This is a genomic window from Rhodospirillaceae bacterium (genome assembly GCA_018662005.1).
Lineage (GTDB): Bacteria > Pseudomonadota > Alphaproteobacteria > Rhodospirillales > JABHCV01 > JACNJU01.
In genome coordinates, this window is sequence record JABJHA010000005.1 from 55,359 (window position 1) to 78,172 (window position 22,814).

Below are 22,814 nucleotides of genomic sequence, written 5' to 3' on the forward strand. Positions count from 1 at the left end.
CAGACGCCTATCACTCTGGTTGAATAATACCCCTATAATTAGTAAGTTCATTGACCGGTTCGATTGTCGTCTTATAGTGCGACGCAATTGTTTGGGATGAATTGACGCGGGGGCGTCATTTGCTGAGGAAATGCGTGGGGGCGCGTCATGGATTTTGTAACCTGGACCAAGGCGTTCAAGGTCGGCGTACCGTTTGTTGACGCCGACCATCGAATTCTTGTTGATTTGATCAATCAGGTTAACGCCTGCATAGACAAACGTGAGGAAACGACGACCCTGGCCAGTGTGCTGGGGACTCTTTTCGACTACACGGAATATCATTTCTCGCGCGAAGAGAAACTGATGGAGCTGTCAAATTACGGCGGTCTTGGTCTTCACAAAATCATTCATCGCTCTCTGGCCAAGCAGGTTTACGATATTGATGTGAGTTTTCGCGAAGATCCGGGAAGCGTCAACGCCACTGAAGTTCGGGATTTCCTTAACAACTGGTTGCTTGAGCATATTTCCGGCCACGATTTTGAATATCGGGAAGCCTGTCTGAAAAACAAAACCGCCCGCGACAAAGCAGGGGCTATCCGTTTTATGGAAGATGAAATAACCGGTAGTAGGGCACACAAGCTGGCCGATCTTTCAGTTATGGTGGTTGATGACAACAAAAACTTCCTGCAGCTCGTCGAAACCATCCTCAAGGCCATTGGCGTTCGTCGCGTGCAGCTTGAACAATTTCCGGAAAAAGCCATTGATAAATTAATTAAACGTCCGACCGACCTGGTGTTCTGTGACTGGGTGATGGAAGACATGAACGGCGCTGAATTCGCCCAGAAAGTCAAGGACATGGGCCTGCCGACAAAGGTGGTGCTATTGACCGGTTATTCAGTTGAGACTTTGCAGATGCGTTCTTCCAGTGACGCGGTTGAGGGCTATCTTGAAAAACCGATTACGGCAAAAAGCCTGATCGATTCAATTTCAGCTATTACCATCAATTAGTCACTGCCGCGCCTGCGGGGGTACTGGGGCAGGCCGTCATTAATGGGCTGCCAGGAAATTTTGCTGTCCACCCATAAATGATCTTGCGGGGGGAACACGCCCGGATCGTCCAGGGTGGCGGTACTGATATCAATATCCGCACCGTCCAGATAGCAAAAGGTCAGGGTGGTTCCGCAGGATGGACAAAAGCCTCGTTCGGCAGCGTCGGAGGAGTGGTAAAATTGTGGTCGCTCGTTTGTGAACGTCACCATTTCAGCCGGAAATTCGCTCCAGGTGACGAAAGCCGCACCGGCCGCCATGCGGCACTGGGTGCAATGACAGGTGGTGGTGTTATTGGGGGTGCCGCGAACCTGGTAGCGTATCCGTCCACACTGGCAACCGCCTTCGTGGGTATGGTTATTACCCATTGTAGATTTTTTCGGCCTCTTCTCGACACAGTCGGGGATTGTTTACAAATTCTCCCCACATTTCTTTTTCTAGAACACCTCCACGAGGCAAACCAGCACCTCTGAAGCCCGGGTCTAGGCTCCTTATGTTCATTAATTTCATGTAGACACCACTTGTGTTTCGGAAAGTTTCCTTCCGTAAAGACATCGGTACCGGTGAATATTGGTGAATAAGCTCACTGAGTTCGGCAATTGCAGGGCTTGTTCGTGGTGGAATGTTACCCTTTCGACGAAAATAAAAATCGAGAGCTAATAATACTTCTGGACGTGTCCATGTGGGGTTTTGTTTTCCCATAATGGAAAAACTTTAGCTTACTTGAACCTAAAGGTCCAACTCACACCAGATCGGGGTGTGGTCTGATGGTTTTTCCCAGCCTCTGGGGGTGCGGTCGATGTCACAGCTTTTCAGACGGTCCGCGGCCTGCGGGCTGAGCAACAGGTGATCGATTCTGACCCCGTGATCCTTCTGCCAGCCGCCGGCCATATATCCCCACCAGGTATAGAGCCCGGTTTCGGACGTCGTCGCCCGAAAGGCGTCGGTCAGGCCAAGGTTGATGATTTTTCTTAAGGCGGCCCGAGACTGTGGCTGGAACAGGGCGTCATTGGCAAACGCGGCGGGGCTGTAGACATCGCCTTCTTCGGGGATGACATTATAGTCGCCGCCAAGGACGAAAGCGTCACCGCCCTTGAGCAATTTCTGAACGTGAAGGTACAAGCGCTCCATCCATGCCAGCTTGTAGTCGAATTTTTCACCGGGGAGGGGATTGCCGTTGGGGAGATAGATGCAACCGACCCTGAGCGAACCAGTGAAAACTTCAAGATAACGGGCTTGCTCGTCATCCACGTCGCCGGGCAGGGCGGTCAGTTCCACGTCAATGGGAAATTTGGACAGGATGGCGACGCCGTTATAGGTCTTCTGACCGACCACCGCGACGTTATAGCCCAGGGCTTCGATTTCCATCCTCGGGAACGCCTCATCGACGCATTTGAGTTCCTGCAACAGGACGATGTCGGGCGCAGCCTCTTTCAGCCAGCGCTGCAGGTGTTCAAGGCGGGCTTTGACGGAATTAACATTCCAGCTGGCGATTCGGGTCATTTCTGGTGCAACCTGCGTTTAATCAAACGCAACTACGTTGCCTGATTTTTTAATAACGATCAAATTATCTTCAATGAAGTTTGATCTAAACCGCGAATGAGGTGCCGCAACCGCACGTCGATGTGGCGTTGGGATTGGTCATGGCGAAGTAGGATCCGATCAGATCCTCCTTAAAATCCAGTTCCGAGCCTTTCAGGAAATCCAGCGACACCTCGTCGATAACCACTTCGATGCCGTTCTTCTCATACAAAAGGTCGTCGTCTTTCAGTTCGTTATCCAGGCTAAAGCCATACTGAAAGCCAGAGCATCCGCCACCTGAAACCGCAACGCGCAGGCGCATGTCCGCTGTTTCCTCCATGGCGACAAGGGCGGCGATGCGCTTGGCCGCATTGTCGGAAATGGCGAAGGATTCGGTCTCGCTTACGGCGCTGGTATCAGGCATTTTGCTGCTGCTCCACTTTATTCGATGGATAACTATATCATGCCCTACTCATATAGTCAGGAATTTCCGTTTGTCAAAGGGTCTTCTGGTAGTTGCTTGCCGGGCTCAGTCACTGTAGTTTCCGGACCATGGAAACCAATATTTATGCCTGTCATCCAAAACAGAGCCGCGGACGCCTGTTTGACGAGCCTGACAGCGCAACTCGAACCTGTTTTCAACGAGACCGAGACCGGATTATTCACTCGGCCGCTTTTCGTGCCCTGGAATACAAAACCCAGGTTTTCGTCAATCATGAAGGTGACTTTTTCCGCACCCGCCTGACCCATTCATTGGAAGTTTCACAAATTACCCGTTCCGTCTGTCGCGCCCTTGGTTTGAATGAAGATCTTGGCGAGGCACTGGCTCTGGCCCATGACCTGGGCCATCCGCCATTTGGTCATGCGGGCGAGGATGCCTTGAAGGAATTGATGGAACCCTACGGCGGATTCGATCACAACGCCCAGTCGCTACGGGTGATCACCATGCTCGAACAGCGCTATGCCGATTTCAATGGCTTGAACCTGACCTGGGAAACCCTTGAAGGGGTGGTCAAGCATAACGGTCCCCTGATTAATGATGCCCGCGGCCAAGACGATCTTCCCAACGCCGTCGCAAAATACAATGCCAGCCATGATCTGGAACTGGCGACCTTTGCCAGTGCCGAAGCCCAGGTCGCGGCGATATCAGACGATGTCGCCTACAATAATCATGATCTGGATGATGGTCTGCGCGCCGGTTTGTTCACCATTGAAGACCTCGCCGACGTGCCCCTTGCCGGGCCACTGTTTGCGGAAGTTCAAAAGACCTATCCAGAGCTTGAACAATCGCGCCTTATTTTTGAGGTAATCAGGCGGATGATTGGTGACATGGTCAACGACCTGCTTGATGAAACCGGGCGGCGCCTGAAAGATCTTGGCCCCAAATCCGCCGATGACATTCGCGCCCATACGCAGCCGGTAGCCGGTTTTTCCGACACCATGCGGGCCAATGATGCCAGCCTTAAAAAATTCCTGTTTGAAAACATGTACAGGCATTACAAACTCAACCGCATGACCAGCAAGGCAAAACGGGTGGTCACGGAACTTTTCACGTTACTGATCAAAGAGCCAGAATGTCTTCCAGCCGAGTGGTGTTTATTGGGCGGTACCGAAAATTCACAACAAACCGCGCGCACGGTCGCCGATTATATTGCTGGCATGACCGACCGTTTCGCGCTCGACGAATACCAAAATCTTTTTGACGTTCAGGCTAAAAATTCATGAATTTGTTTGATCATTTTCGCCATCAGGTGCTCGGGCTTATCGATGCCCTTGTCAGTGACGGCATTCTTTCCGAAGGGCTTGAGACCTCAAGAATAGGTGTCGAACCTCCCAGAGAAGCCAGCCACGGCGATATCACCACCAACGCGGCCATGTTATTGGCCAAGCCTGCGGGCAAAAAACCGCGCGATATTGCCGAAGCCCTGGCTGAGCGCCTGAAGGATCTTGAATTCGTCACCGGGGTAGATATTGCCGGGCCTGGTTTTATCAACCTGACCCTCGAGCCCAGCTTCTGGCGTCAACGCCTTGTCGAAGTCTTGAATGAAGGCACCGCATACGGAACATCCACCATCGGCGCGGCTGAGCCCGTCAATGTGGAGTACGTCTCGGCCAATCCGACCGGCCCCTTGCATGTGGGTCATGGCCGCGGCGCTGTTTTTGGTGACGCCCTGGCTTCGCTTCTGGAAAAGGCCGGTTTCGCCGTTACCCGCGAATATTACATCAATGATGCCGGGGCCCAGATCGATACCCTGGCGCGCTCCCTGCACCTGCGCTATCTGGAGGCCTTGGGGGCGGATATTGGAACCATCCCGGAAGGTTTGTATCCGGGCGACTACCTCATTCCGGCAGCGCAGAAACTGGTAGAGGCTGACGGCGATAAATGGAAAGACGCTTCCGAAGAAGAATGGCTTGAGCCGGTTTCCCAGTTCGCCATTTCCGAGATGATGGATCTCATTCGCGATGACCTTGCGACGCTGGGGATCAAACAGGATGTGTTTTCATCCGAACGGCAAATGGTCGCTGCTGGCGGCGTCGAAAAAGCCCTTACCGCCCTGCAGGAAAGGGGATTAATCTACGAAGGTATTCTGGAGCCGCCAAAGGGCAGAAAGCCCGACGATTGGGAACCGCGCGAACAGACGTTGTTCAAATCTTCAGATTTTGGCGATGATACCGACCGCCCGGTCAAAAAGTCCGATGGCTCGTGGACCTACTTCGCCACCGATATTGCCTATCACGAGGATAAACACCGGCGTGGCTTCAACACCATGATCGATGTCTGGGGCGCTGATCACGGCGGCTATGTCAAGCGCATGACTTCTGCCGTCAAGGCACTGACAGAAGAGCAGGGTGAACTGGACGTCAAGCTGTGTCAGATGGTCAATCTCCTTGACAATGGTCAGCCGGTGAAGATGTCAAAGCGGGCGGGGACGTTCGTCACTATTCGCGACGTCGTCGAAAAAGTCGGCAAGGATGTCGTCCGGTTTATCATGTTGACCCGCAAGAACGACGCCCAACTGGATTTCGATTTAACCAAGGTTTGCGAGCAGTCGCGGGAAAACCCGGTGTTTTATGTGCAGTACGCCCATGCCCGTATTCATTCGGTGTTGCGTCATTGTTCAGAACTTTTCAAGGCCGACGAGCTGACAGCTGACTCCCTGGCAAAGGCACCCCTTGAGCGCCTGAAAGACCCTTCCGAACTGGCGCTGATCAAATTGATGGCAAGCTGGCCGCGGGTTGTCGAAGGGGCGGCGCTGGCCCACGAACCGCACCGTATTGCTTTTTATCTTGGTGATCTGGCGACGGAATTTCACTCCCTGTGGAACAAGGGATCGGACAACGCCTCCTTACGCTTTATTCTTCCCGAGGATCGCGAGTTGACGCTGGCGCGATTAGCGCTTGTCAAAGGGGTCGCGTTCGTGATCGCATCGGGGTTACAGGTAATCGGAGTCGTTCCCGTGGAGGAGATGCGTTAATGGTCCCTTCGGACGAACCAGAAGACGAAATTGTTCCCGATCCCTCTGATGCCCTTGAGTTCCAACGGGTCAAGCGGGCAAAGCCCAAACGTCGCGGCTTCTGGCTGCTGATGCTGATGGTCCTGATCGGTTCCGGCGCTGGTGCCGGTTGGCATTATTACGGCGACCGGTTGATGGGAAAGGACAAGGATAATCTCCCTGTCATTCACGCCGCCGAGGGGCCCGTGAAAGTACGCCCCAAAACACCCGGTGGCATGAGCATCCCCGACCGCGACAAGCTGGTCTATGACCGCATGAATGGCAGCGTTCCCGAACCCAGGATCGAACGCCTTTTGCCAATGCCTGAAATGCCAAAAACACCACAGGCTCCGGTAGCTGAAGCAAAAGCAGAAACCCCGGTTGCGAAAGCCGAAACGGAAGTCCAAAAGCCAAAATTACTGGCTAAGCCGCAAAAGCTGGAACCCGGCAAAGTCGAACTCAAGAAAGAACCTGAAAAAACGCCTGAGCCTGCCGTCACTGTCAATCAGGACATGATGCCCGAACCCGTTGCCCCGGTTGAGAAGAAGATAGAAACAGCAACACCGCCGCCACCCGCCGCGACGGCGCTTTCCAAACTTGCCTATCAAATTCAGATTGCCGCTGTTCGCTCGCGGGAACGGGCGGAAAGTGAATGGGAGCGTTTGATAAAGAAACACGGCGACCTGCTTGGCGGCTATTCCCTGAACATCGTCCGTGCCGATTTGGGCGCTGACAAGGGTATCTTTTTCCGTTTGCGCGCAGGGCCGATTGCTGGCGAGGATGTGGCCCAGGCCCTGTGTCAAAATTTGGCCAAACGCAAGGTTGGCTGCCTGATCGTCCGGCCTGGCGGTTAATGTGACACCTCTGGCTTCTATTTTAGGCTGTTCCGGCCTTGTCCTTAGTGATCAGGAACGAGCTTTTTTTACAGATGTCCAACCGCTCGGTTTTATCCTCTTTGCACGCAATTGCGACAATCCGGATCAAGTGCGGGCGCTGGTCGCATCCTTGCGTCAGTGCATTGAGCGCACGGATGCACCGGTTCTGATTGATCAGGAAGGCGGTCGTGTTCAAAGACTGAAACCGCCCCACTGGCGCGATGCTCCAGCGGCCAACAATTTCGTCACGCTCTATCAAAAAGACCCTGGCCTTGCCATTGACGCGGCGCGTCTGAATGCGCGCCTGATCGCCTATGAATTGACCGCTCTTGGTATCAACGTTGATTGTGCGCCGCTCCTCGATGTCGTACAGCCGGGCGCTGACCCGGTCATTGGTGATCGCGCTTTCGGTGATGACCCTGAGACCATAACGGCGCTGGCGCGTGCAGCTTGCGAGGGTTTCCTGATGGGCGGCGTAATGCCGGTGATCAAGCATATTCCCGGCCACGGGCGAGCCGATGCGGACTCCCATAAAAAATTGCCGCGTGTTGATGCGGACCTTGAAACCTTGTCAAAAACCGACTTCGCGCCATTTCGCGCTTTAAAGGCCATGCCCTGGGCGATGAGCGCGCATGTTCTCTATACAGCGCTGGATATCAATCAACCTGCGACCTTGTCGCCGGACATTATCTCCATAATTCGTGAGGACATTGGTTTTGACGGTGTCCTTGTTTCCGACGACTTGTCCATGCAGGCATTGAGCGGAACCCTGGGGGAGCGCACCAGCCGGGCTATAGCGGCCGGTTGTGATGTTGCCTTGCATTGTAATGGTGATATGGCCGAGATGAAAATGGTCACAGAAAACTGTGGGAATTTAACCGCAGACGCCGTCAGCCGCATTGAACGAGGCACATCCATGGGTCGCGATAACCGGGTTACCCTGGTCGAAGATTTTTCCGCCGCTGTCCAAACACTTACCTCTATGATGACCGGGGAGGGGAACTGAAGTGGATTTTGACGGCTTGATGTTTACGGTCTCGGTCTGGGCCTTGCCACTATTGTTGGCGATTACCTTTCACGAGGCTGCGCACGGCTTTGTCGCCTGGCGACTGGGTGACAATACCGCTTACCTGAAGGGTCGCGTCAGTTTTAACCCTTTTCGTCATGTCGATCCGTTTGGAACGATCGTGATGCCGGCGCTATTGCTGTTTGCTTCGGGCGGAAAAATGATGTTCGGTTTCGCCAAACCGGTGCCGGTGGCGTTCCACCGTCTACGCCATCCCCGCCGTGACATGGTGTTGGTTGCCCTGGCCGGACCCGGAACAAATATCCTGCTGGCCATTATTTCTGCCCTGCTTATCCACACGTTGCCTTTATTTCCACCTGACGTTGCCGAGTGGGTTTTCTTAAACCTCAGGAACTCCATCTTGCTTAATATGATTTTGGCTGTCTTCAATATGCTGCCCTTGCCGCCCCTTGATGGCGGGCGGGTTGCGGTTGGCCTTTTGCCGCGGGTTTTGGCTATGCAACTTGCGCGCTTGGAACGGCTAGGCTTTTTTATTATTCTGGGTGGAATCTTTGTTTTGCCATGGATCGGGGATAAACTTGGCCTTGATCTGAATATTTTCTACTGGCTGGTTTTTGAACCCGCTGCTCATCTGTCGCAGTGGATATTCCGGCTTACGGGCGTACTTTAATGGAAACCATCGAAGAGTTTGAAAACGATAGCCCGCTCGAAGCGAAAGGAGTCGCCTCCTTCGTCGTCGATATTGACGGCTTTGAAGGCCCAATTGATGTGCTGTTGGCGCTGGCCCGTGATCAAAAGGTCGATATTACCCAGATTTCGATCCTGCAACTGGCCGATCAATATCTGGAGTTTGTCACCATCGCCAGCCACAACAACCTGGAACTCGCTGCTGATTACCTTGTCATGGCTGCCTGGCTGGCGTACCTGAAGTCGCGCTTGATGTTGCCTGATCTTGGCGCTGAAGACGAACCAACCGGCGAGGAAATGGCCCATGCCCTGGCGTTTCAGCTAAAAAGACTGGAATCCATGCAACAGGCGGGCGCCGCCCTGATGACCCTTGATAAACTGGGGCAGGATTTTTTCGCCCGGGGGATTCCTGAAAAGTTCAAAATATCTCAATCAACGGTGTTTGATGTCAGTTTGATTGATTTGCTAAAGGCTTATGGTTCGCAAAACAATGCCAAGGCTGACAGGACGTTGCATATCGAGGCTTGGGATTTACACAGTGTCGATGACGCCCTTGAGCGTCTGCTTCAGGTGGTTGGCAAAATGCCCGACTGGAATGTGCTGTCAAAGTTTCTGCCGGCCGGTTTGAAAGAGGGCCTGACCTTTCGTTCGGCTGTCGCCTCGACCTTTGCCGCGACCCTGGAAATGGCCCGCGAGGGTAAACTCAGACTGCGTCAAAATGCCGCTTTTGAACCTATTTTCCTGCGCAGCGCCCCTGATGACTTGACGTCCAGACCGGCAGAGCTTATCGAAGCGTCCTTGGGCGATACGGACGAAGAAGAATGAACGACATACCCGATCAGAATATCAGACTGCTGGAAGCGATTTTGTTCGCCTCCACCGATCCTGTGAAAGAAAAGTCACTGGCCCGCAGATTGCCCGAAGGCGTCGAGCCCGGTCCGTTGCTTGAAGAATTGAAAGACCATTATCAGGGACGCGGCGTTAATCTTGTCAATGTCGGCGGTTCGTGGGCGTTTCGTTCGGCTGCTGATTTGACCAATATGCTGAACCGCGAAATTGAAGTTGCCCGCAAACTGGGTCGCGCAACCGTCGAAACTTTAGCCATTATCGCGTATCACCAGCCCATTACCCGCGGCGAGATTGAAGAAATTCGCGGTGTCTCCCTAAGCAAGGGCACCTTTGACGCCTTGTTTGATCATGGCTGGATACATCCGCGTGGTCGTCGCAAAACACCGGGTCGGCCAACGACATGGGGAACGACAGACGGATTTCTTGACCATTTCGGCCTGGAAAGTGTCAAGGATTTGCCGGGAATTGAAGAGTTGAAGTCCGCAGGATTGCTGGATAAACGTCCGGCCATCGACGCTTATACGATCAGTGGTCAAGTTGCCGCCTCTGCCGCCGACGTGGCTCATATTGATGGGGCAGAGGCCGGGGATGATGAGGCAGAACTGCCTTTGGCGGCTGATTTGGAAGAAGAAACATGAACCGGGGCTTTTCACCCCCTGTTCAGATAAAATCCACTAGAATGAAGTTGTTTAGGTTAAAGGCGTTTGTGGCGTTGCCCTGTCATAGGGTTTCTGCCATTATCCGCCCTCCAATTTTCCTTTAAGATTAAGTGAGAGACTACTATGGGTGCATTTAGCATTTGGCATTGGGTTATCGTTCTTGCGGTTGTCCTTGTTCTGTTTGGCGGTAAGGGTAAAATTTCAGCTCTGATGGGTGATTTTGGCAAAGGCCTTAAATCCTTCAAGAAGGGCATGAAGGATGAGGATGGCGATGACGCCAAGGCATCAGAAGACGCGCCGAAGTTGAGCGAGAAAAACTCCGAAACCGTCGATCAGGCTGCTTCTGAAGAAAAGAAAAGCGATTAGCTTTTCAGGCTTGCGTTGAACCGGGGTCTTTTTCAGGCCCTGCCGTCTTCTTTTCTTTTTTTGGGGGTACCGTCGCGCCATGTTCGATATTGGCTGGCAGGAACTTTTTATTGTTGCCGTTCTGGCCCTGATTGTTGTCGGGCCAAAGGATTTGCCGCGTGCGCTACGCACCATCATGGGGCTGGTTCGCAAGGCCCGCGGCATGGCTCGTGACTTTCAGGACGGCATCGACGATGTGGTTCGCGAAGCCGATCTCGATGATATGAAAAACAAACTCGAAAACCTGTCCGATGGTGACATCGAAAAAAGTATTCACGATACCATCGACCCGACAGGTGGTCTGGCAAGCGATCTTGATATGTCCGAAATAAAGGGAGATATCGAAGCCCTGGGCAAGGAACCTGAAGTCCCCGAGGATGAAGCAGCGGCCCCGTCACGTTCGGTCGGCGAAGAAGCCAAAACCCCGGCAATCGAATCCGACCCAAAATCAGATAAGGACGCCTGATCCGTGGCCGATATCGAAACAGATGAGAAGATAGAAGAAAGCAAGGCCCCCTTGCTTGAGCATCTGATCGAGCTCAGGCAACGGATGATCTACGCATTCGCCTCGGTTATCTTGCTGTTCTTCGTTTGCTATTATTTCGCCCCGACCCTGTATGATTTTCTCGTCCAGCCGCTGGCCGATATTCTTTCAACATTGGGCGGCAATCGCCGGCTGATCTTTACCGCCCTGCATGAAGCCTTCTTCACCTATATCAAGGTTGCCTTCTTTGCCGCCTTGTTCCTGGCCTTCCCGTTTATATCCATGCAGTTGTGGTTGTTTATTGCGCCGGGTCTTTATAAGAACGAGAAAAAGACCCTGCTGCCGTTCCTGGTCGCAACCCCGATCCTTTTTTTCATGGGCGGTTCGCTGGTCTATTACTTCATTTTTCCGCTGGCCTGGAAGTTTTTCCTCGGTTTTGAATCCGTGGGCGGGGCCGGTGCTTTGCCTATCCAGCTTGAAGCCAAGGTCGATCAGTACCTGTCGCTGGTGATGCAGCTTATTTTTGCTTTTGGCCTGTGTTTTGAACTTCCTGTCGTTCTGACCTTGATGGGTAAGGTCGGTATGGTGACTGCCGATGGCTTGCGCAAAAAACGCCGTTACGCCGTCGTGATTGCCTTTATCGCTGCTGCGGTGTTGACGCCGCCAGATGTAATTTCACAGATTGGTTTGGCTTTGCCGACGATCCTGCTTTACGAAATTTCGATTATTGCCGTTAGTATGGTTCAGCCCGCAGTCGTCGAAGAGGATGATGACGACGACGAAGATGAAGACGATAGTGAGGACGAATCAGAGGAAACGACGGAAACCTGACATGTTTGACATTAAGTGGATTCGTGAAAACCCGGATGCTTTCGACAAGGGGCTGGCGCGTCGAAAACTGGACCCGCAGTCCTCTGCACTGATCGCGCTCGACAAACAGCGCCGCGAAGCCGAAACCCAGGCTCAGGAACTGCAGGCCAGCCGTAACAAACTGTCCAAGGAAATCGGTAACGCCAAGGCAAAGGGCGAAGACGCCACGGACATCATCGCCGAAGTCTCGCGTTCAAAAGAAGCGCAAGGTGAGGCCGAAGAACAGGCCCGCGTTATGACGGATCATCTGACCGAGGCTCTGTCGGTCATTCCCAACTTGCCCATGGATAGCGTCCCTGACGGGGACAACGAGAATGATAACCGCGAGGAACGTACCTGGGGCGATATTCCCGGCTTTGATTTTAGCCCCAAGGAGCATTTCGACCTGGGCGAGGCTCTTGGCTTGATGGATTTCGATACGGCGGCGAAAATGTCCGGCGCCCGCTTTGTCCTGCTCACTGGCGCTCTGGCGCGTATGGAGCGGGCCCTGGCCGCCTTTATGCTCGATCTTCATACAAACGAGCACGATCTGACCGAGGTCAATCCACCGGCCCTTGTCCGTGATACGGCGCTTTATAATACTGGTCAGTTGCCGAAGTTTGGCGAGGACCTGTTCAAGACGGAAGATGGCCTGTGGATGATCCCGACCGCCGAAGTGCCGCTGACCAACATTGTCGCCGATGAAATCGTCGACGAGGCCACTTTACCGCGTCGCTATGCGGCGATGACCTGGTGCTTCCGTTCTGAAGCCGGATCATCGGGTAAGGACACCCGCGGTATGATCCGCCAACACCAGTTCACCAAGGTGGAGATGGTCTCAATCGTTAAGCCAGAGAATTCCGAAGATGAGTTGGAACGCATGACCGGCTGCGCCGAAGAAGTTCTGAAACGTCTGGGACTGCCGTACCGTGTCGTCACCCTGTGCACCGGTGATCTTGGTTTTGGCGCACGCCGCACCTTTGATATTGAAGTGTGGTTGCCCGGTCAGGATCGCTACCGGGAAATTTCCAGTTGCTCTAATTGTGGGGATTTTCAGGCCCGTCGCATGAAGGCGCGCTTCAGGACCGAAGGCGAGAAGGGGACGCAATTCGTCCACACCCTGAACGGTTCGGGGCTTGCCGTTGGCCGCACCCTGGTCGCGGTGTTGGAAAATTATCAACGTGAAGACGGTTCCATCGTCGTGCCTGAGGCGCTGCGCCCCTACATGGGCGGACTTGAGGTCATTTCAGCCGATGCGTGAACGGGTGAAGTCCTTGCGCACCGCGCGGGTGCTGATTTCCAATGACGACGGCATTAATGCGCCGGGCCTTAAAATGCTTGAACGGGTGATGGCCAAGCTGGCCGGTGAAGTGTGGGTCGTCGCCCCGGAAACCGAGCAGAGTGCCGCCAGCCATTCCCTGACCCTGCGTCAACCATTACGCATTCGCAAGGTTTCGACCCGTCGCTTCGCCATTAACGGCACCCCCACGGACAGTGTTCTTTTGGGCATAAATGAAGTGATGAAGGACCATCGCCCTGATCTTGTCCTTTCGGGCGTTAACCGTGGCGGTAATCTGGGTGAAGACGTGATTTATTCAGGCACTGTGGCGGCGGCCATGGAAGGGACCTTGATGGATTTTCCGGCCATTGCCTTGTCGCAGGTTTGCAGTGACCAGCAACCGGTGAAGTGGGCAACGACGGAAAAATGGTTGCCCAAGGTTCTCAAAGGCTTGATGAAAATGCCGTTTCCCCGTTCGGTTTTGATAAACGTCAATTTCCCTGATGTCGTGGCAAGCGCTGTTAGCGGTATCGAGATCACCCGCCAGGGTCGCCGTAAAATTGGTGGCGACTTGCAGTCGGGCGTTGATCCCCGGGGCGACACTTATTTCTGGGTCGGTCCACAGCGGGTCGAAGATAAATTTCGCAAGGGCTCAGATCTGGAGGCGGTCAATCGTGGCGCTATTTCCGTTTCCCCCTTAAGTACGGACCTTAGCCATACGGGTTCTTTGAAAAAGCTGAAAGGTATCTTTTTAAGTGTTTGAAGAAGACGGCAAGGCGCTGCTGATTTTGGAATTGCGTCGCGGCGGAGTGAGCGATCGCCGTGTCATCGACGCCATGGAACGTCTGCCGCGTGAAATGTTCGTGCCCGAAGCCTTGCGTGAACAGGCTTATGAAAATATCGCCCTGCCTATCGGTCATCATCAAACGGTCAGTCAACCGCTAACCGTCGCCCTGATGACCCAGGCGCTGGATGTCAGCGACCGCATGAAGGTGTTGGAAGTCGGCACCGGATCGGGTTACCAGTCGGCGGTGCTCTCGCCCCTGTGTCGCAGGTTGTACACCATCGAGCGGTATCGGGAGTTGATGCGCGGCGCTGAACAACGTTTTGATGAGTTGCGGCTTACCAATATTACCACCCGAATAGGCGATGGCTCCATGGGCTGGAAGGAACAAGCCCCGTTTGAGCGGATCATCGTCACTGCCGCGGCCCATGACATTCCACCGCTGCTGGTTGATCAACTGGCCATTGGTGGTGTTATGGTGGTGCCGGTCAATGATGGACGCGACGAGCACGATCAGCGGCTGTTGCGGGTCGTGCGCACACAAGACGGCGTCGAAACCGAGGAGCTGGGCATTACCCGGTTTGTCCCCCTGGTCGAAGGCGATGAGCCTTAAACCAACAGAAAGAAATGAAATGACTGAATTTGAAGGCGTCCTTGGACCGCTTGGGCAAGCATTGACCAAGCATGGTTACGATCAACTGACGCCGGTGCAAAAAGCCGTCCTCGCCCCAGAACTCCGCGACGCCGACGCCCTGGTTTCGGCCCAAACCGGATCAGGGAAGACCGTTGCTTTCGGACTTTCACTGGGACCGACGCTGCTTGGCAGTGGGGATCGCTTCTCCAAAGAAAAGGCGCCGTTGGCCCTGGTCGTCGCCCCGACCCGGGAACTCGCCCTGCAGGTCAGGCGCGAATTGGAATGGCTTTATGAAATGACCGGCGCCTCTATCGCTTCGTGTGTTGGCGGCATGGATATGCGCCAGGAACGCCGCGCCCTGCAACAAGGCGCCCACATCGTGGTTGGCACCCCGGGGCGATTGCGCGACCATATCGAGCGCGGCTCCTTTGACAGTTCGGCACTGAAAGCCATTGTCCTTGATGAAGCCGACGAAATGCTCGATCTGGGATTTCGCGAGGATCTGGAATACATTCTGGAGTCTGCTCCGGCTGTGCGTCGGACCTTGATGTTTTCGGCGACTGTGCCGCGCTCTATTGCCTCCCTTGCCAAGCGCTACCAACGTGACGCGGTGCGGGTTTCGACCTCGTCCGATCAGGAACAACACCTGGATATCGAATACCGGGCCCTGACCATTGCGCCAAATGATCGGGAAAATGCGATTATCAATGTGTTGCGCTATTTTGAAGCAAAGAATGCTCTTGTCTTCTGTGCGACCCGCGCCACTGTCAACCACATGACCAGCCGTCTGAACAATCGGGGTTTTTCTGTCGTCGCCCTGTCCGGTGAATTAAGCCAGAACGAGCGCACCCACGCCCTGCAAGCCATGCGTGACGGTCGGGCCCGGGTTTGTGTTGCCACCGACGTTGCGGCCCGCGGTATTGATTTACCAAACCTGGAACTGGTGATCCATGCGGACATTCCGAAAAATCGTGAATCCCTTTTGCACCGAAGTGGTCGCACCGGGCGGGCCGGGCGCAAGGGTGTGTGTACACTTATTGTCCCCCACAACTGGCGCAAGCGGACCGAACGGCTGCTGGGCAGCGCCAATGTAGAGGCGACTTGGGCGAAACCGCCATCGGCCAATGAAATCATGATCCGTGATCGTGAACGTATCCTTGAAGACCCGGTTTTAAGTGAACCTTTAAGCGATTTTGAGCAATCGTTCGTGGATGAACTGCTCGCCAAACACAGTGCCGAGCAGGTGGCCGCCGCATTCGTGCGTCAAAATTTTGCCGAACGAACAGCACCTGAAGAGTTGATCGACACAGGGCCCGTGGAATCCCGGCCGCAGCAAAAATCGCGACAGGATTTCAAGAACGGGGTCTGGTTCTCTCTTTCGGTGGGGCGTGAACAAAATGCCGAACCGCGCTGGTTGTTGCCCATGCTGTGTCGTGCCGGACATATCACCAAGCACGATATCGGTGCGATCAGGATTAAGCAAACCGAGACCTTTGTCGAGTTGACGCCTGAAAGTGTCGATAAATTCATGCAAGCGATTGGCCCCGGTGGCAAGGTCGACAAGACTGTCACCATGAAGCGCCTGGATGCGGCTCCTGATCTGGGCAGGGGAGGCGGCAAAAAACCATTTGCCAAAAAGAAACCCTTTAACGCAGATAAACCGGCCCATCGAGGCAAGTTCAAGCCTAGCAATAAGGGTAAAAAACCCTATAAAAGCCAGTTTGAAAAAACCGCTGCAAGTGGCCCAGGCGAGCCCGGCTCAAGCCCGCTGAAGCGGAAGAAAAAGAAGAAGAACAAGAACAAGAAAAAAAGCTTTTAGCCACGATGATTGAAGAAACCGGGTGGCTTGGCGATAATCGGGGATGATTCGCACCTTACCCTTTGCCTTGCTGGCTTGCCTGTTTCTGCTCAGTGCCTGCGGCTGGGCCGAATGGCCACCCCCTGACGAGGGCCCCAGGGCCACCAACCGGCCGCAAACCTCAGGCGGGTCAGCGACGGCCTTCGTTAATGCCGATGCTGTCATTGTCGGTAAGGGTGACACGGTTTATGGCCTGTCCAAGCGCCACCGGGTATCGGCGCGGGCGATTATCCAGGCCAACCATTTGCAGGCACCCTATGTCTTGACGCCGGGTCAGCGGCTGGTTTTGCCAAGGGCCCGGGATTATGTCGTCAAACGTGGTGATTCCTTAAGCGTCATTGCCGAAAACCAGAACGCCGATATGTACGCCATTGCCCGCCTCAACGGATTGCGACCCCCTTATACGATTCAAATTGGTCAGCGCCTGTCCTTGCCGGATGTGAACCGGACACGACCTGTCAGTATGCCGACAGCCGACGCGCCGTCACCGAAGCGCCAATCGCTTTCGACAAAAGCAAAACCGGCAGCGAAAATTGTTGGAGCGCCACCAGCCAGAACGGGCAAAGGTTTCTTGTGGCCGCTCAGGGGGAAGATTGTTTCGAGTTACGGCGGCAAGTCGGAAGGCTTGAAGAATGACGGTATTAACATCGCAGCGCCGCGTGGAGCGCAGGTGGTGGCGGCGGAAAACGGTGTCGTCGCCTACGCCGGAAACGAATTACGCGGTTTTGGGAATCTGCTGCTTCTCAAACATACAGGCGGCTGGATTACGGCCTACGCCCATAACGAGACGCTGCTGGTCAAGCGTGGGGATAAAATCAAAAAGGGCCAAACAATCGCCAAGGTCGGTTCATCAGGCAGTGTCCAGGTGCCGCAGCTTCATTTTGAACTGCGTAAGGGCAAAAAGGCCATCAATCCGATCAAATATTTGCCGAAGGTTTGACGTAAGGCTCAGTCGCTATCAAGGGTTACAATGACGCTGCCGTCATCACTTTGGGTGATCGAGTAGCTATCGACGTCGGTATCGTGCGGCGCTTGCAGGGTCAACTTATCGCCTTTATCGCCGACAATGGTCAGTTCAATATTGTGACCCTTGCTCTTGATAAGGACATCTTCGCTGTCAAACCCTTCCAGACGAATAACATCATTGATATCGAAGTCATCAATTTTCACTTTTCCATCGCCCTGTTGAAAGACAAAGACGTCGTCGGGGGTTTCATCGTCCACGTCTTGGGCTGACCCCTCGTCGTCCTGATCGTTGTCATCGTCATCCTTGTCCTTGTCTTTATCCTTGCCATGGCCTTTGCCACCGTCGTCTTTATCGTCATCCTTGTCTTTGTCTTTTCCCTTATCCTTGCCGTGACCTTTGCCACGATCATCATCGTCTTTGTCCTTCTTGGGATGATCTTCCTCTGGCTCCGGTTCAGGAACTGGCACTGGCTCGGGTTCCGGTTCTGGTTCGGGATCAGGAACAGGCACAGGCTCCGGCTCAGGAATTGGCACTGGCTCCGGTTTGGAATCAGGTTCAATAACAAGGCTATCTACAATGGTTTCAGGTTGCAGGTCATCGGGGCGTTCCGTGTCGTGCAAGGGTGTGAACGCAGCTTCCTGTGTTGCCGTGCTGACAAATGGCACCGCTTGGACAGGATCAACCGGAACGTCACTTTCGGTGCTGTCAGTATAGTCACCGGCAACGACGCGAATGTGATCTTCAATATCCAGTGCTGGTTCTTCCCCAATGCCAGCCTCGGTTACAAACTCACCGAGATTTTCTTCAGCCAATTCCTCATGGGCTAATTCTTCTTCGCCAAGATCTTCTTCCAAAATGGCGTACAGGCTTTCATATTGGGCGGTTCGGGAACCGTCCGGGTCATCGAATTCGATAAGTTTCGGGGCCGTGGAAATATCAAAGTAACCACGAACCGAAAGGATGACGCCGTCCAGGGAGCGGATCAACAGGTCATTGCCATGCCTGATGAACTGCCCGTCTGCAAGGCTGAAACCTTCAGGAAGAACTATCGTCGACTGTCCCGACGCATCGATCGTTACATGCGGGGTGGATTCTTTCCAGTTATCGATCATCACTGTCTGGACTGACATATCGATCTCCATTTCCTGACTGTGACTCAATAATATTGGATTTCCACCAAGTTGTAAGTGATCTGGCGCACACCATTGATAAACAAGTTAAAAGGCGAAATTTCACAAGGCGAACGGACCAATGTGCGAGATTTGGAGACCATTAATGTAAATACAAGCTCATGGAAAGGGAGTACAACTATCTTGAGGCTGAGATGTGAAGGAAAAGACCCTTGGACACGAAGCCTTTCCCCGACCGTGAATGGTTAAACGCCATCATATCTTCAGCGCTCGATTGCATCATCGCCATTGATCATCAGGGCCGAGTCATTGAATTTAATTGCGCAGCTGAAAAAACCTTCGGCTATAAACGCGAAGACACCCTTGGCAAATTACTGACGGAACTAATCATTCCTGAACGGTTTCATAATGCCCATAAAGCGGGAATGGAGCATTACATGAAAACCGGAAAAAGGAGCGTCGCCGGTAAAAGGGTTGAGGTTATGGCCGTGCGGGCTGATGGCCGAGAAATTCCCGTTGAACTGACAATCATTCCTGTAACCCCCGGTGATTCACCGATTTTTACGGCATATTTAAGAGATATGTCCGATCAAAAAATTATTGAAGACGTGCGCCTGGAACATGATCAAGAAATGCGTAAGATGCTGGAACAAACGGTGTCTTCGGTTTCCCGTACAATTGAAATGCGTGATCCCTATACATCGGGCCACCAGCAACGGGTTGCCCAGTTAAGTGAAGCAATCGCCATCAAACTGGAATGCTCCGAACACATGGTCGAAGGCATTCGCATCGGCGCATCGATTCACGACATTGGAAAAATCGCCGTTCCGGGGGAAATCCTCAACCGGCCGGGTCGGCTGGACGACCTTTCCATGAGTCTGGTCAAGACCCATTGCGAGTTCGGATACAGTATCACCAAGGATATCGCTTTTCCCTGGCCGATTTCCAATATTATCCTTCAGCATCATGAACGTCTTGACGGGTCAGGATATCCTTATGGATTGAAAGGTGACGAGATTGTTCGCGAGGCCCAGATTGTTTCCGTCGCCGATATGATGGAGGCAATAATGTCTCATCGCCCCTATCGCCCAGGCCATGGCCTTGAAAAAGCTCTTTCGATCATCGAATCGCAATCTGGATTAACCCTGAACCAGTATTATGTTGAGGCTTGTGTTGATGTATTCAAACAAGACAATTTTGATTTTAAACCGGTTTCTGAAAACCCGTTTTTTGCCCTCGAACTAAGGCAAAACGAAAGAGCTTCAAAACTGAAGCTGGTGAGCAATTAAATTTTCTTCCCCAGCTGCCCGGCAAGATGCTGAATGAACTGCCAGGCAGTACGGCCAGAGCGTGCGCCGCGAGTCACCGTCCATTCGACTGCTTGGGCGCGCAGTTCGTCGGCATCGATTTTCAGGCCGAAGTATTCGACGTAACCGTCGATGATGTCGAAGTAAGTTTGCTGATCGCAATTATGGAAACCCAGCCACAAGCCAAAACGATCCGACAGGGAGACCTTTTCCTCGACCGCTTCGGCAGGATTGATAGCCGTTGAGCGTTCGTTTTCGATCATGTCACGGGGCATCAGGTGGCGACGGTTGGAGGTGGCGTAAAAAATAACATTTTCGGGACGCCCCTCAATGCCGCCTTCCAGCACTGCTTTTAGGGACTTATAGGACGAATCCTCGCCGTCAAAGGACAAATCGTCGCAGAAGATCAGGCAGCGGCGTTCGCTACCGCTGAGCAGACTGAGCAATTGCGGCAGCGAGGGGATGTCCTCGCGGTGAATTTCAACAAGCGCCAGGGCAGGGGAGGCTTGTTCGTTGGCGCGGGCGTGTACGGCCTTGACCAGCGAGCTTTTGCCGGTGCCGCGCGCCCCCCACAGCAGGGCGTTGTTGGCCGGCAGGCCATTTGCGAAATTCAGTGTGTTATCAAGCAGGATGTCCGATTGGTGGGTAATACCTTTAAGTAAATCAAATTCGACACGGTTGACGTTTTTAATAGGTTGCAAAGCCGCCCCTTCGGTATGCCAGACGAAGGCATCAGCGGCGTTAAGATCAATGCCGGCATTTTTGGGCGGCGCCAGGCGTTCAAGGGCGTCGGCAATGCGTTCCAGTACGGGTTTAAAGTCAAATTCGCTCATCGTATCCAGATTCCAGTGAATAACGTTTTTAAGACAGGCTGTTAGCGGTTGCAAGTCGCGTCGAGGACGTTATAGTCCCTCGCTTGCCGGATTTTTCGGCACTTTAATGTTTTTATATCGGGGAGTCCCATGAGTTTTATTTCGCCAGCTTACGCTCAGGCCGCCGGAGGTGCCGGTGGCGCCAGTGGCCTCGAGGCTATGTTCCCGCTGATCCTGATTTTTGTTGTTTTCTATTTTCTGCTGATCCGTCCGCAGCAAAAGAAGGCCAAAGAGCACAAGGCCATGCTGGAAGCGGTTCGTCGTGGAGACAAGGTTGTCACCGGCGGTGGCATCCTGGGAACCGTAACCAAGGTTTCCGATGATCAGGAAATCACCGTTGAAATCGCCGACGGGGTCAAGGTTCGCGTTCAGCGCGGCTTGCTCGCCTCTGTGTTGAGCAAAACCGAACCGGTGAAAGAAGACAAAAAAGATAAAAAGAGTAAAAAGGATGATAAGTCAGACGGTGATGGTGATGGCGAAAAAAAGGGTCCGGCTTCAAAGTTGAAGGGCCTGCTGGGCGGAAAAAACTGAGACCATGATCTATTTCGCCAAATGGAAAATCATCACCATATTGGGCATTTGCCTGTTCGGTTTGATTTTCGCAGCCCCCAACTTTCTAAGCTCAAAACAGGCCGCGGCGTTACCGTCATGGCTGCCCCATAAGCAGGTTAGCCTGGGCCTTGATCTTCAGGGCGGCTCTCACTTGTTGCTGGAAGTCGCCGTTGACAGTGTCCTGACAGAGCGTCTGGAATCAGTGATCGATACCATGCGCACCACCCTGCGCAAGGCCCGTATCAGATACGGCGGCCTTGGCGTTGATGGCCTGTCAGCCAGTGTCACGATCAAGGATGCATCACAAGCCGAACAGGCCCGCCAGTTGATGCGCAACCTGGATGTTGATTTTGACGTCGAAATTTCCGACAACAACCGCATTACCATGAAGCTTAAAGAGCAGGCTGCTCGTGATCGCCGCACTGCCGCAATCGAGCAATCCATTGAGATCGTCCGTCGTCGCATTGATGAAACGGGTGTGCGCGAACCGACCATTCAGCGCCAGGGCGAAGACCGCATTCTGGTCCAGCTTCCGGGCCTTGATGATCCTGAACGGGTCAAGCGGTTGCTTGGTAAAACCGCCAAGTTGTCATTTCATCTGGTTGATGAACGCGAGGTGCCGGGACTTGGCGGGCGGGTGCCGCCGGGATCAATGCTGATGCCGTCAGGCGATCAAGTCGGTAGCGATGGCCGCCCCCGCATGTACTTGCTTAAAAAGAAGGTCATGCTCAGCGGTGACACCCTGATCGACTCGCAACCGACATTTCAGGACAACCAGCCGGTCGTCAGCTTCCGTTTTGATACAGTGGGCGGTAAGCGTTTCGGCAAGGTGACCACCGATAACGTCAACAAGCTGTTTGCCATCGTTCTTGACAGTAAAGTCATCAGCGCCCCGGTTATCCGTGAGCCCATTCTGGGCGGAACCGGTGTTATATCGGGCAACTTCACGGTTCAGGGCGCACAGGACCTTGCCTTGCTGTTGCGTGCTGGTGCCCTGCCAGCGCCCCTTACCATCCTCGAAGAACGTTCGGTTGGACCGGGATTGGGTGCGGATTCCATTGCTGCAGGCAAAATCGCCTCGATCATCGGTATGGCGCTGGTTATTGGTTTTATGGTCTTGGTTTATGGCCGCTTTGGCCTGATGGCTGATGTCGCGCTGCTTGCCAACATCGTCTTGATCGGTGCGGCGCTGTCGCTTCTGCAAGCCACGCTGACCCTGCCTGGTATCGCTGGTATTGTTTTGACTATCGGTATGGCGGTTGACGCCAATGTGCTGGTTTTTGAGCGCATTCGCGAGGAAGTGCGAGCCGGGCGGACCCCGATCTCATCCATTGACGCGGGCTATTCACGGGCCATCAAGACGATTATCGACGCCAACGTCACCACCCTGATTGCCGCCATATTGCTTTATCAGTTCGGTTCCGGACCGGTTCGCGGTTTTGCCGTGACCCTGGCCATCGGCATCGTCACTTCATTGTTTACGGCGATCATGTTAACCCGATTAATGGTCGTGGTGTGGTTGCGTAAAACCCGCCCTGACAGCTTACCTATTTAG

At 53.6% G+C, this 22,814-nt stretch carries 23 protein-coding genes and 1 pseudogene; 20 read left to right on the forward strand and 4 right to left on the reverse strand.

The features are described from left to right. Positions 1-147 precede the first annotated feature (147 nt). Positions 148-987, forward strand: a complete 840-nt coding sequence (locus tag HOL66_03470; GenBank protein ID MBT5243284.1) for a bacteriohemerythrin — start codon at positions 148-150, stop codon at positions 985-987. Here the strand turns inward: HOL66_03470 and HOL66_03475 are convergent. The 3 genes from HOL66_03475 to erpA all read right to left on the reverse strand — a co-directional run bounded on the left by HOL66_03475 (position 984) and on the right by erpA (position 2,971). Beyond that, positions 984-1,394 carry a GFA family protein gene (locus HOL66_03475; GenBank protein MBT5243285.1) on the reverse strand — a complete coding sequence of 137 codons (411 nt, stop codon included), beginning with the start codon at positions 1,392-1,394 and terminating at the stop codon, positions 984-986. The genes HOL66_03470 and HOL66_03475 overlap by 4 nt on opposite strands. A 361-nt stretch (positions 1,395-1,755) precedes the next feature. After that, positions 1,756-2,529, reverse strand: a complete 774-nt coding sequence (xth, locus tag HOL66_03480) for an exodeoxyribonuclease III (protein ID MBT5243286.1) — start codon at positions 2,527-2,529, stop codon at positions 1,756-1,758. An 85-nt stretch (positions 2,530-2,614) separates the two neighbouring features. Beyond that, positions 2,615-2,971, reverse strand: a complete 357-nt coding sequence (erpA, locus tag HOL66_03485) for an iron-sulfur cluster insertion protein ErpA (GenBank protein MBT5243287.1) — start codon at positions 2,969-2,971, stop codon at positions 2,615-2,617. Between the two features lie 128 nt (positions 2,972-3,099). Here erpA and HOL66_03490 point away from each other — a divergent pair, with 128 nt between their 5' ends. The 17 genes and pseudogenes from HOL66_03490 (at position 3,100) to HOL66_03570 (ending at position 19,817) form a co-directional block, all read left to right on the forward strand. Further along, positions 3,100-4,272: a deoxyguanosinetriphosphate triphosphohydrolase gene (locus tag HOL66_03490; GenBank protein ID MBT5243288.1), complete on the forward strand. Its 1,173-nt coding sequence runs from the start codon at positions 3,100-3,102 to the stop codon at positions 4,270-4,272. After that, on the forward strand, positions 4,269-6,023 hold the full coding sequence (locus tag HOL66_03495) for an arginine--tRNA ligase (protein MBT5243289.1): 1,755 nt from the start codon (positions 4,269-4,271) through the stop codon (positions 6,021-6,023). The genes HOL66_03490 and HOL66_03495 overlap by 4 nt, the downstream gene beginning before the upstream one ends. After that, positions 6,023-6,895: an SPOR domain-containing protein gene (locus tag HOL66_03500; GenBank protein MBT5243290.1), complete on the forward strand. Its 873-nt coding sequence runs from the start codon at positions 6,023-6,025 to the stop codon at positions 6,893-6,895. Before HOL66_03495 ends, HOL66_03500 begins: the two co-directional genes overlap by 1 nt. Further along, positions 6,885-7,922 (forward strand): beta-N-acetylhexosaminidase, encoded by a 1,038-nt coding sequence (gene nagZ / locus HOL66_03505; protein MBT5243291.1) that lies wholly within the window; start codon positions 6,885-6,887, stop codon positions 7,920-7,922. The genes HOL66_03500 and nagZ overlap by 11 nt, the downstream gene beginning before the upstream one ends. A gap of 19 nt (positions 7,923-7,941) precedes the next feature. Further along, positions 7,942-8,613: a site-2 protease family protein gene (locus tag HOL66_03510; GenBank protein MBT5243292.1), complete on the forward strand. Its 672-nt coding sequence runs from the start codon at positions 7,942-7,944 to the stop codon at positions 8,611-8,613. After that, a complete protein-coding gene (locus HOL66_03515) occupies positions 8,613-9,455 on the forward strand; it encodes a segregation/condensation protein A (GenBank protein MBT5243293.1) in 843 nt (280 codons plus the stop codon). The genes HOL66_03510 and HOL66_03515 overlap by 1 nt, the downstream gene beginning before the upstream one ends. Beyond that, positions 9,452-10,117, forward strand: coding sequence for an SMC-Scp complex subunit ScpB (gene scpB, locus HOL66_03520; protein MBT5243294.1), 666 nt, complete (start codon positions 9,452-9,454; stop codon positions 10,115-10,117). Before HOL66_03515 ends, scpB begins: the two co-directional genes overlap by 4 nt. Positions 10,118-10,261: 144 nt before the next feature. Continuing rightward, entirely contained in the window at positions 10,262-10,504 is a 243-nt protein-coding gene (locus tag HOL66_03525) for a twin-arginine translocase TatA/TatE family subunit (GenBank protein ID MBT5243295.1), read from the forward strand. Positions 10,505-10,583: 79 nt separating this feature from the next. Continuing rightward, complete coding sequence (tatB, locus tag HOL66_03530; protein ID MBT5243296.1) at positions 10,584-11,009, forward strand: twin-arginine translocase subunit TatB; 426 nt, start codon at positions 10,584-10,586, stop codon at positions 11,007-11,009. A gap of 12 nt (positions 11,010-11,021) precedes the next feature. After that, positions 11,022-11,858 carry a twin-arginine translocase subunit TatC gene (tatC, locus tag HOL66_03535; protein ID MBT5243297.1) on the forward strand — a complete coding sequence of 279 codons (837 nt, stop codon included), beginning with the start codon at positions 11,022-11,024 and terminating at the stop codon, positions 11,856-11,858. Between the two features lies 1 nt (position 11,859). After that, complete coding sequence (gene serS / locus HOL66_03540; protein MBT5243298.1) at positions 11,860-13,137, forward strand: serine--tRNA ligase; 1,278 nt, start codon at positions 11,860-11,862, stop codon at positions 13,135-13,137. Then, a complete protein-coding gene (surE, locus tag HOL66_03545; protein ID MBT5243299.1) occupies positions 13,130-13,918 on the forward strand; it encodes a 5'/3'-nucleotidase SurE in 789 nt (262 codons plus the stop codon). The genes serS and surE overlap by 8 nt, the downstream gene beginning before the upstream one ends. Further along, entirely contained in the window at positions 13,911-14,552 is a 642-nt protein-coding gene (locus tag HOL66_03550) for a protein-L-isoaspartate(D-aspartate) O-methyltransferase (protein ID MBT5243300.1), read from the forward strand. The genes surE and HOL66_03550 overlap by 8 nt, the downstream gene beginning before the upstream one ends. Before the next feature lie 19 nt (positions 14,553-14,571). Next, the gene (locus tag HOL66_03555) at positions 14,572-16,392 is read left to right on the forward strand and encodes a DEAD/DEAH box helicase (GenBank protein ID MBT5243301.1); all 1,821 of its coding nucleotides are present in this window, start codon (positions 14,572-14,574) and stop codon (positions 16,390-16,392) included. 43 nt (positions 16,393-16,435) lie between these two features. Further along, positions 16,436-17,371: a M23 family metallopeptidase gene (locus tag HOL66_03560; GenBank protein ID MBT5243302.1), complete on the forward strand. Its 936-nt coding sequence runs from the start codon at positions 16,436-16,438 to the stop codon at positions 17,369-17,371. 462 nt (positions 17,372-17,833) lie between these two features. Then, positions 17,834-17,923, forward strand: a pseudogene (locus tag HOL66_03565) (endoglucanase). A gap of 817 nt (positions 17,924-18,740) precedes the next feature. After that, complete coding sequence (locus HOL66_03570; GenBank protein MBT5243303.1) at positions 18,741-19,817, forward strand: PAS domain S-box protein; 1,077 nt, start codon at positions 18,741-18,743, stop codon at positions 19,815-19,817. On the opposite strand, the gene HOL66_03575 is transcribed toward HOL66_03570, so the two are convergent. Then, positions 19,814-20,668 (reverse strand): ATP-binding protein, encoded by an 855-nt coding sequence (locus tag HOL66_03575; protein MBT5243304.1) that lies wholly within the window; start codon positions 20,666-20,668, stop codon positions 19,814-19,816. The genes HOL66_03570 and HOL66_03575 overlap by 4 nt on opposite strands. A gap of 129 nt (positions 20,669-20,797) precedes the next feature. Here HOL66_03575 and yajC point away from each other — a divergent pair, with 129 nt between their 5' ends. Both yajC and secD read left to right on the forward strand, forming a co-directional pair. Then, positions 20,798-21,238: a preprotein translocase subunit YajC gene (gene yajC, locus HOL66_03580; protein ID MBT5243305.1), complete on the forward strand. Its 441-nt coding sequence runs from the start codon at positions 20,798-20,800 to the stop codon at positions 21,236-21,238. A gap of 4 nt (positions 21,239-21,242) precedes the next feature. After that, positions 21,243-22,814: a protein translocase subunit SecD gene (secD, locus tag HOL66_03585; protein MBT5243306.1), complete on the forward strand. Its 1,572-nt coding sequence runs from the start codon at positions 21,243-21,245 to the stop codon at positions 22,812-22,814.

Coding starts and splice junctions, on each gene's coding strand:
- yajC (MBT5243305.1), top strand. CDS start 20,798: ATGAGTTTTATTTCGCCAGCTTACGCTCAGGCCGCCGGAGGTGCCGGT.
- HOL66_03495 (MBT5243289.1), top strand. CDS start 4,269: ATGAATTTGTTTGATCATTTTCGCCATCAGGTGCTCGGGCTTATCGAT.
- HOL66_03555 (MBT5243301.1), top strand. CDS start 14,572: ATGACTGAATTTGAAGGCGTCCTTGGACCGCTTGGGCAAGCATTGACC.
- tatB (MBT5243296.1), top strand. CDS start 10,584: ATGTTCGATATTGGCTGGCAGGAACTTTTTATTGTTGCCGTTCTGGCC.
- erpA (MBT5243287.1), bottom strand. CDS start 2,971: ATGCCTGATACCAGCGCCGTAAGCGAGACCGAATCCTTCGCCATTTCC.
- HOL66_03510 (MBT5243292.1), top strand. CDS start 7,942: ATGTTTACGGTCTCGGTCTGGGCCTTGCCACTATTGTTGGCGATTACC.
- surE (MBT5243299.1), top strand. CDS start 13,130: ATGCGTGAACGGGTGAAGTCCTTGCGCACCGCGCGGGTGCTGATTTCC.
- HOL66_03470 (MBT5243284.1), top strand. CDS start 148: ATGGATTTTGTAACCTGGACCAAGGCGTTCAAGGTCGGCGTACCGTTT.
- HOL66_03515 (MBT5243293.1), top strand. CDS start 8,613: ATGGAAACCATCGAAGAGTTTGAAAACGATAGCCCGCTCGAAGCGAAA.
- HOL66_03575 (MBT5243304.1), bottom strand. CDS start 20,668: ATGAGCGAATTTGACTTTAAACCCGTACTGGAACGCATTGCCGACGCC.
- HOL66_03500 (MBT5243290.1), top strand. CDS start 6,023: ATGGTCCCTTCGGACGAACCAGAAGACGAAATTGTTCCCGATCCCTCT.
- xth (MBT5243286.1), bottom strand. CDS start 2,529: ATGACCCGAATCGCCAGCTGGAATGTTAATTCCGTCAAAGCCCGCCTT.
- HOL66_03525 (MBT5243295.1), top strand. CDS start 10,262: ATGGGTGCATTTAGCATTTGGCATTGGGTTATCGTTCTTGCGGTTGTC.
- HOL66_03490 (MBT5243288.1), top strand. CDS start 3,100: ATGGAAACCAATATTTATGCCTGTCATCCAAAACAGAGCCGCGGACGC.
- HOL66_03560 (MBT5243302.1), top strand. CDS start 16,436: ATGATTCGCACCTTACCCTTTGCCTTGCTGGCTTGCCTGTTTCTGCTC.
- secD (MBT5243306.1), top strand. CDS start 21,243: ATGATCTATTTCGCCAAATGGAAAATCATCACCATATTGGGCATTTGC.
- HOL66_03475 (MBT5243285.1), bottom strand. CDS start 1,394: ATGGGTAATAACCATACCCACGAAGGCGGTTGCCAGTGTGGACGGATA.
- serS (MBT5243298.1), top strand. CDS start 11,860: ATGTTTGACATTAAGTGGATTCGTGAAAACCCGGATGCTTTCGACAAG.
- scpB (MBT5243294.1), top strand. CDS start 9,452: ATGAACGACATACCCGATCAGAATATCAGACTGCTGGAAGCGATTTTG.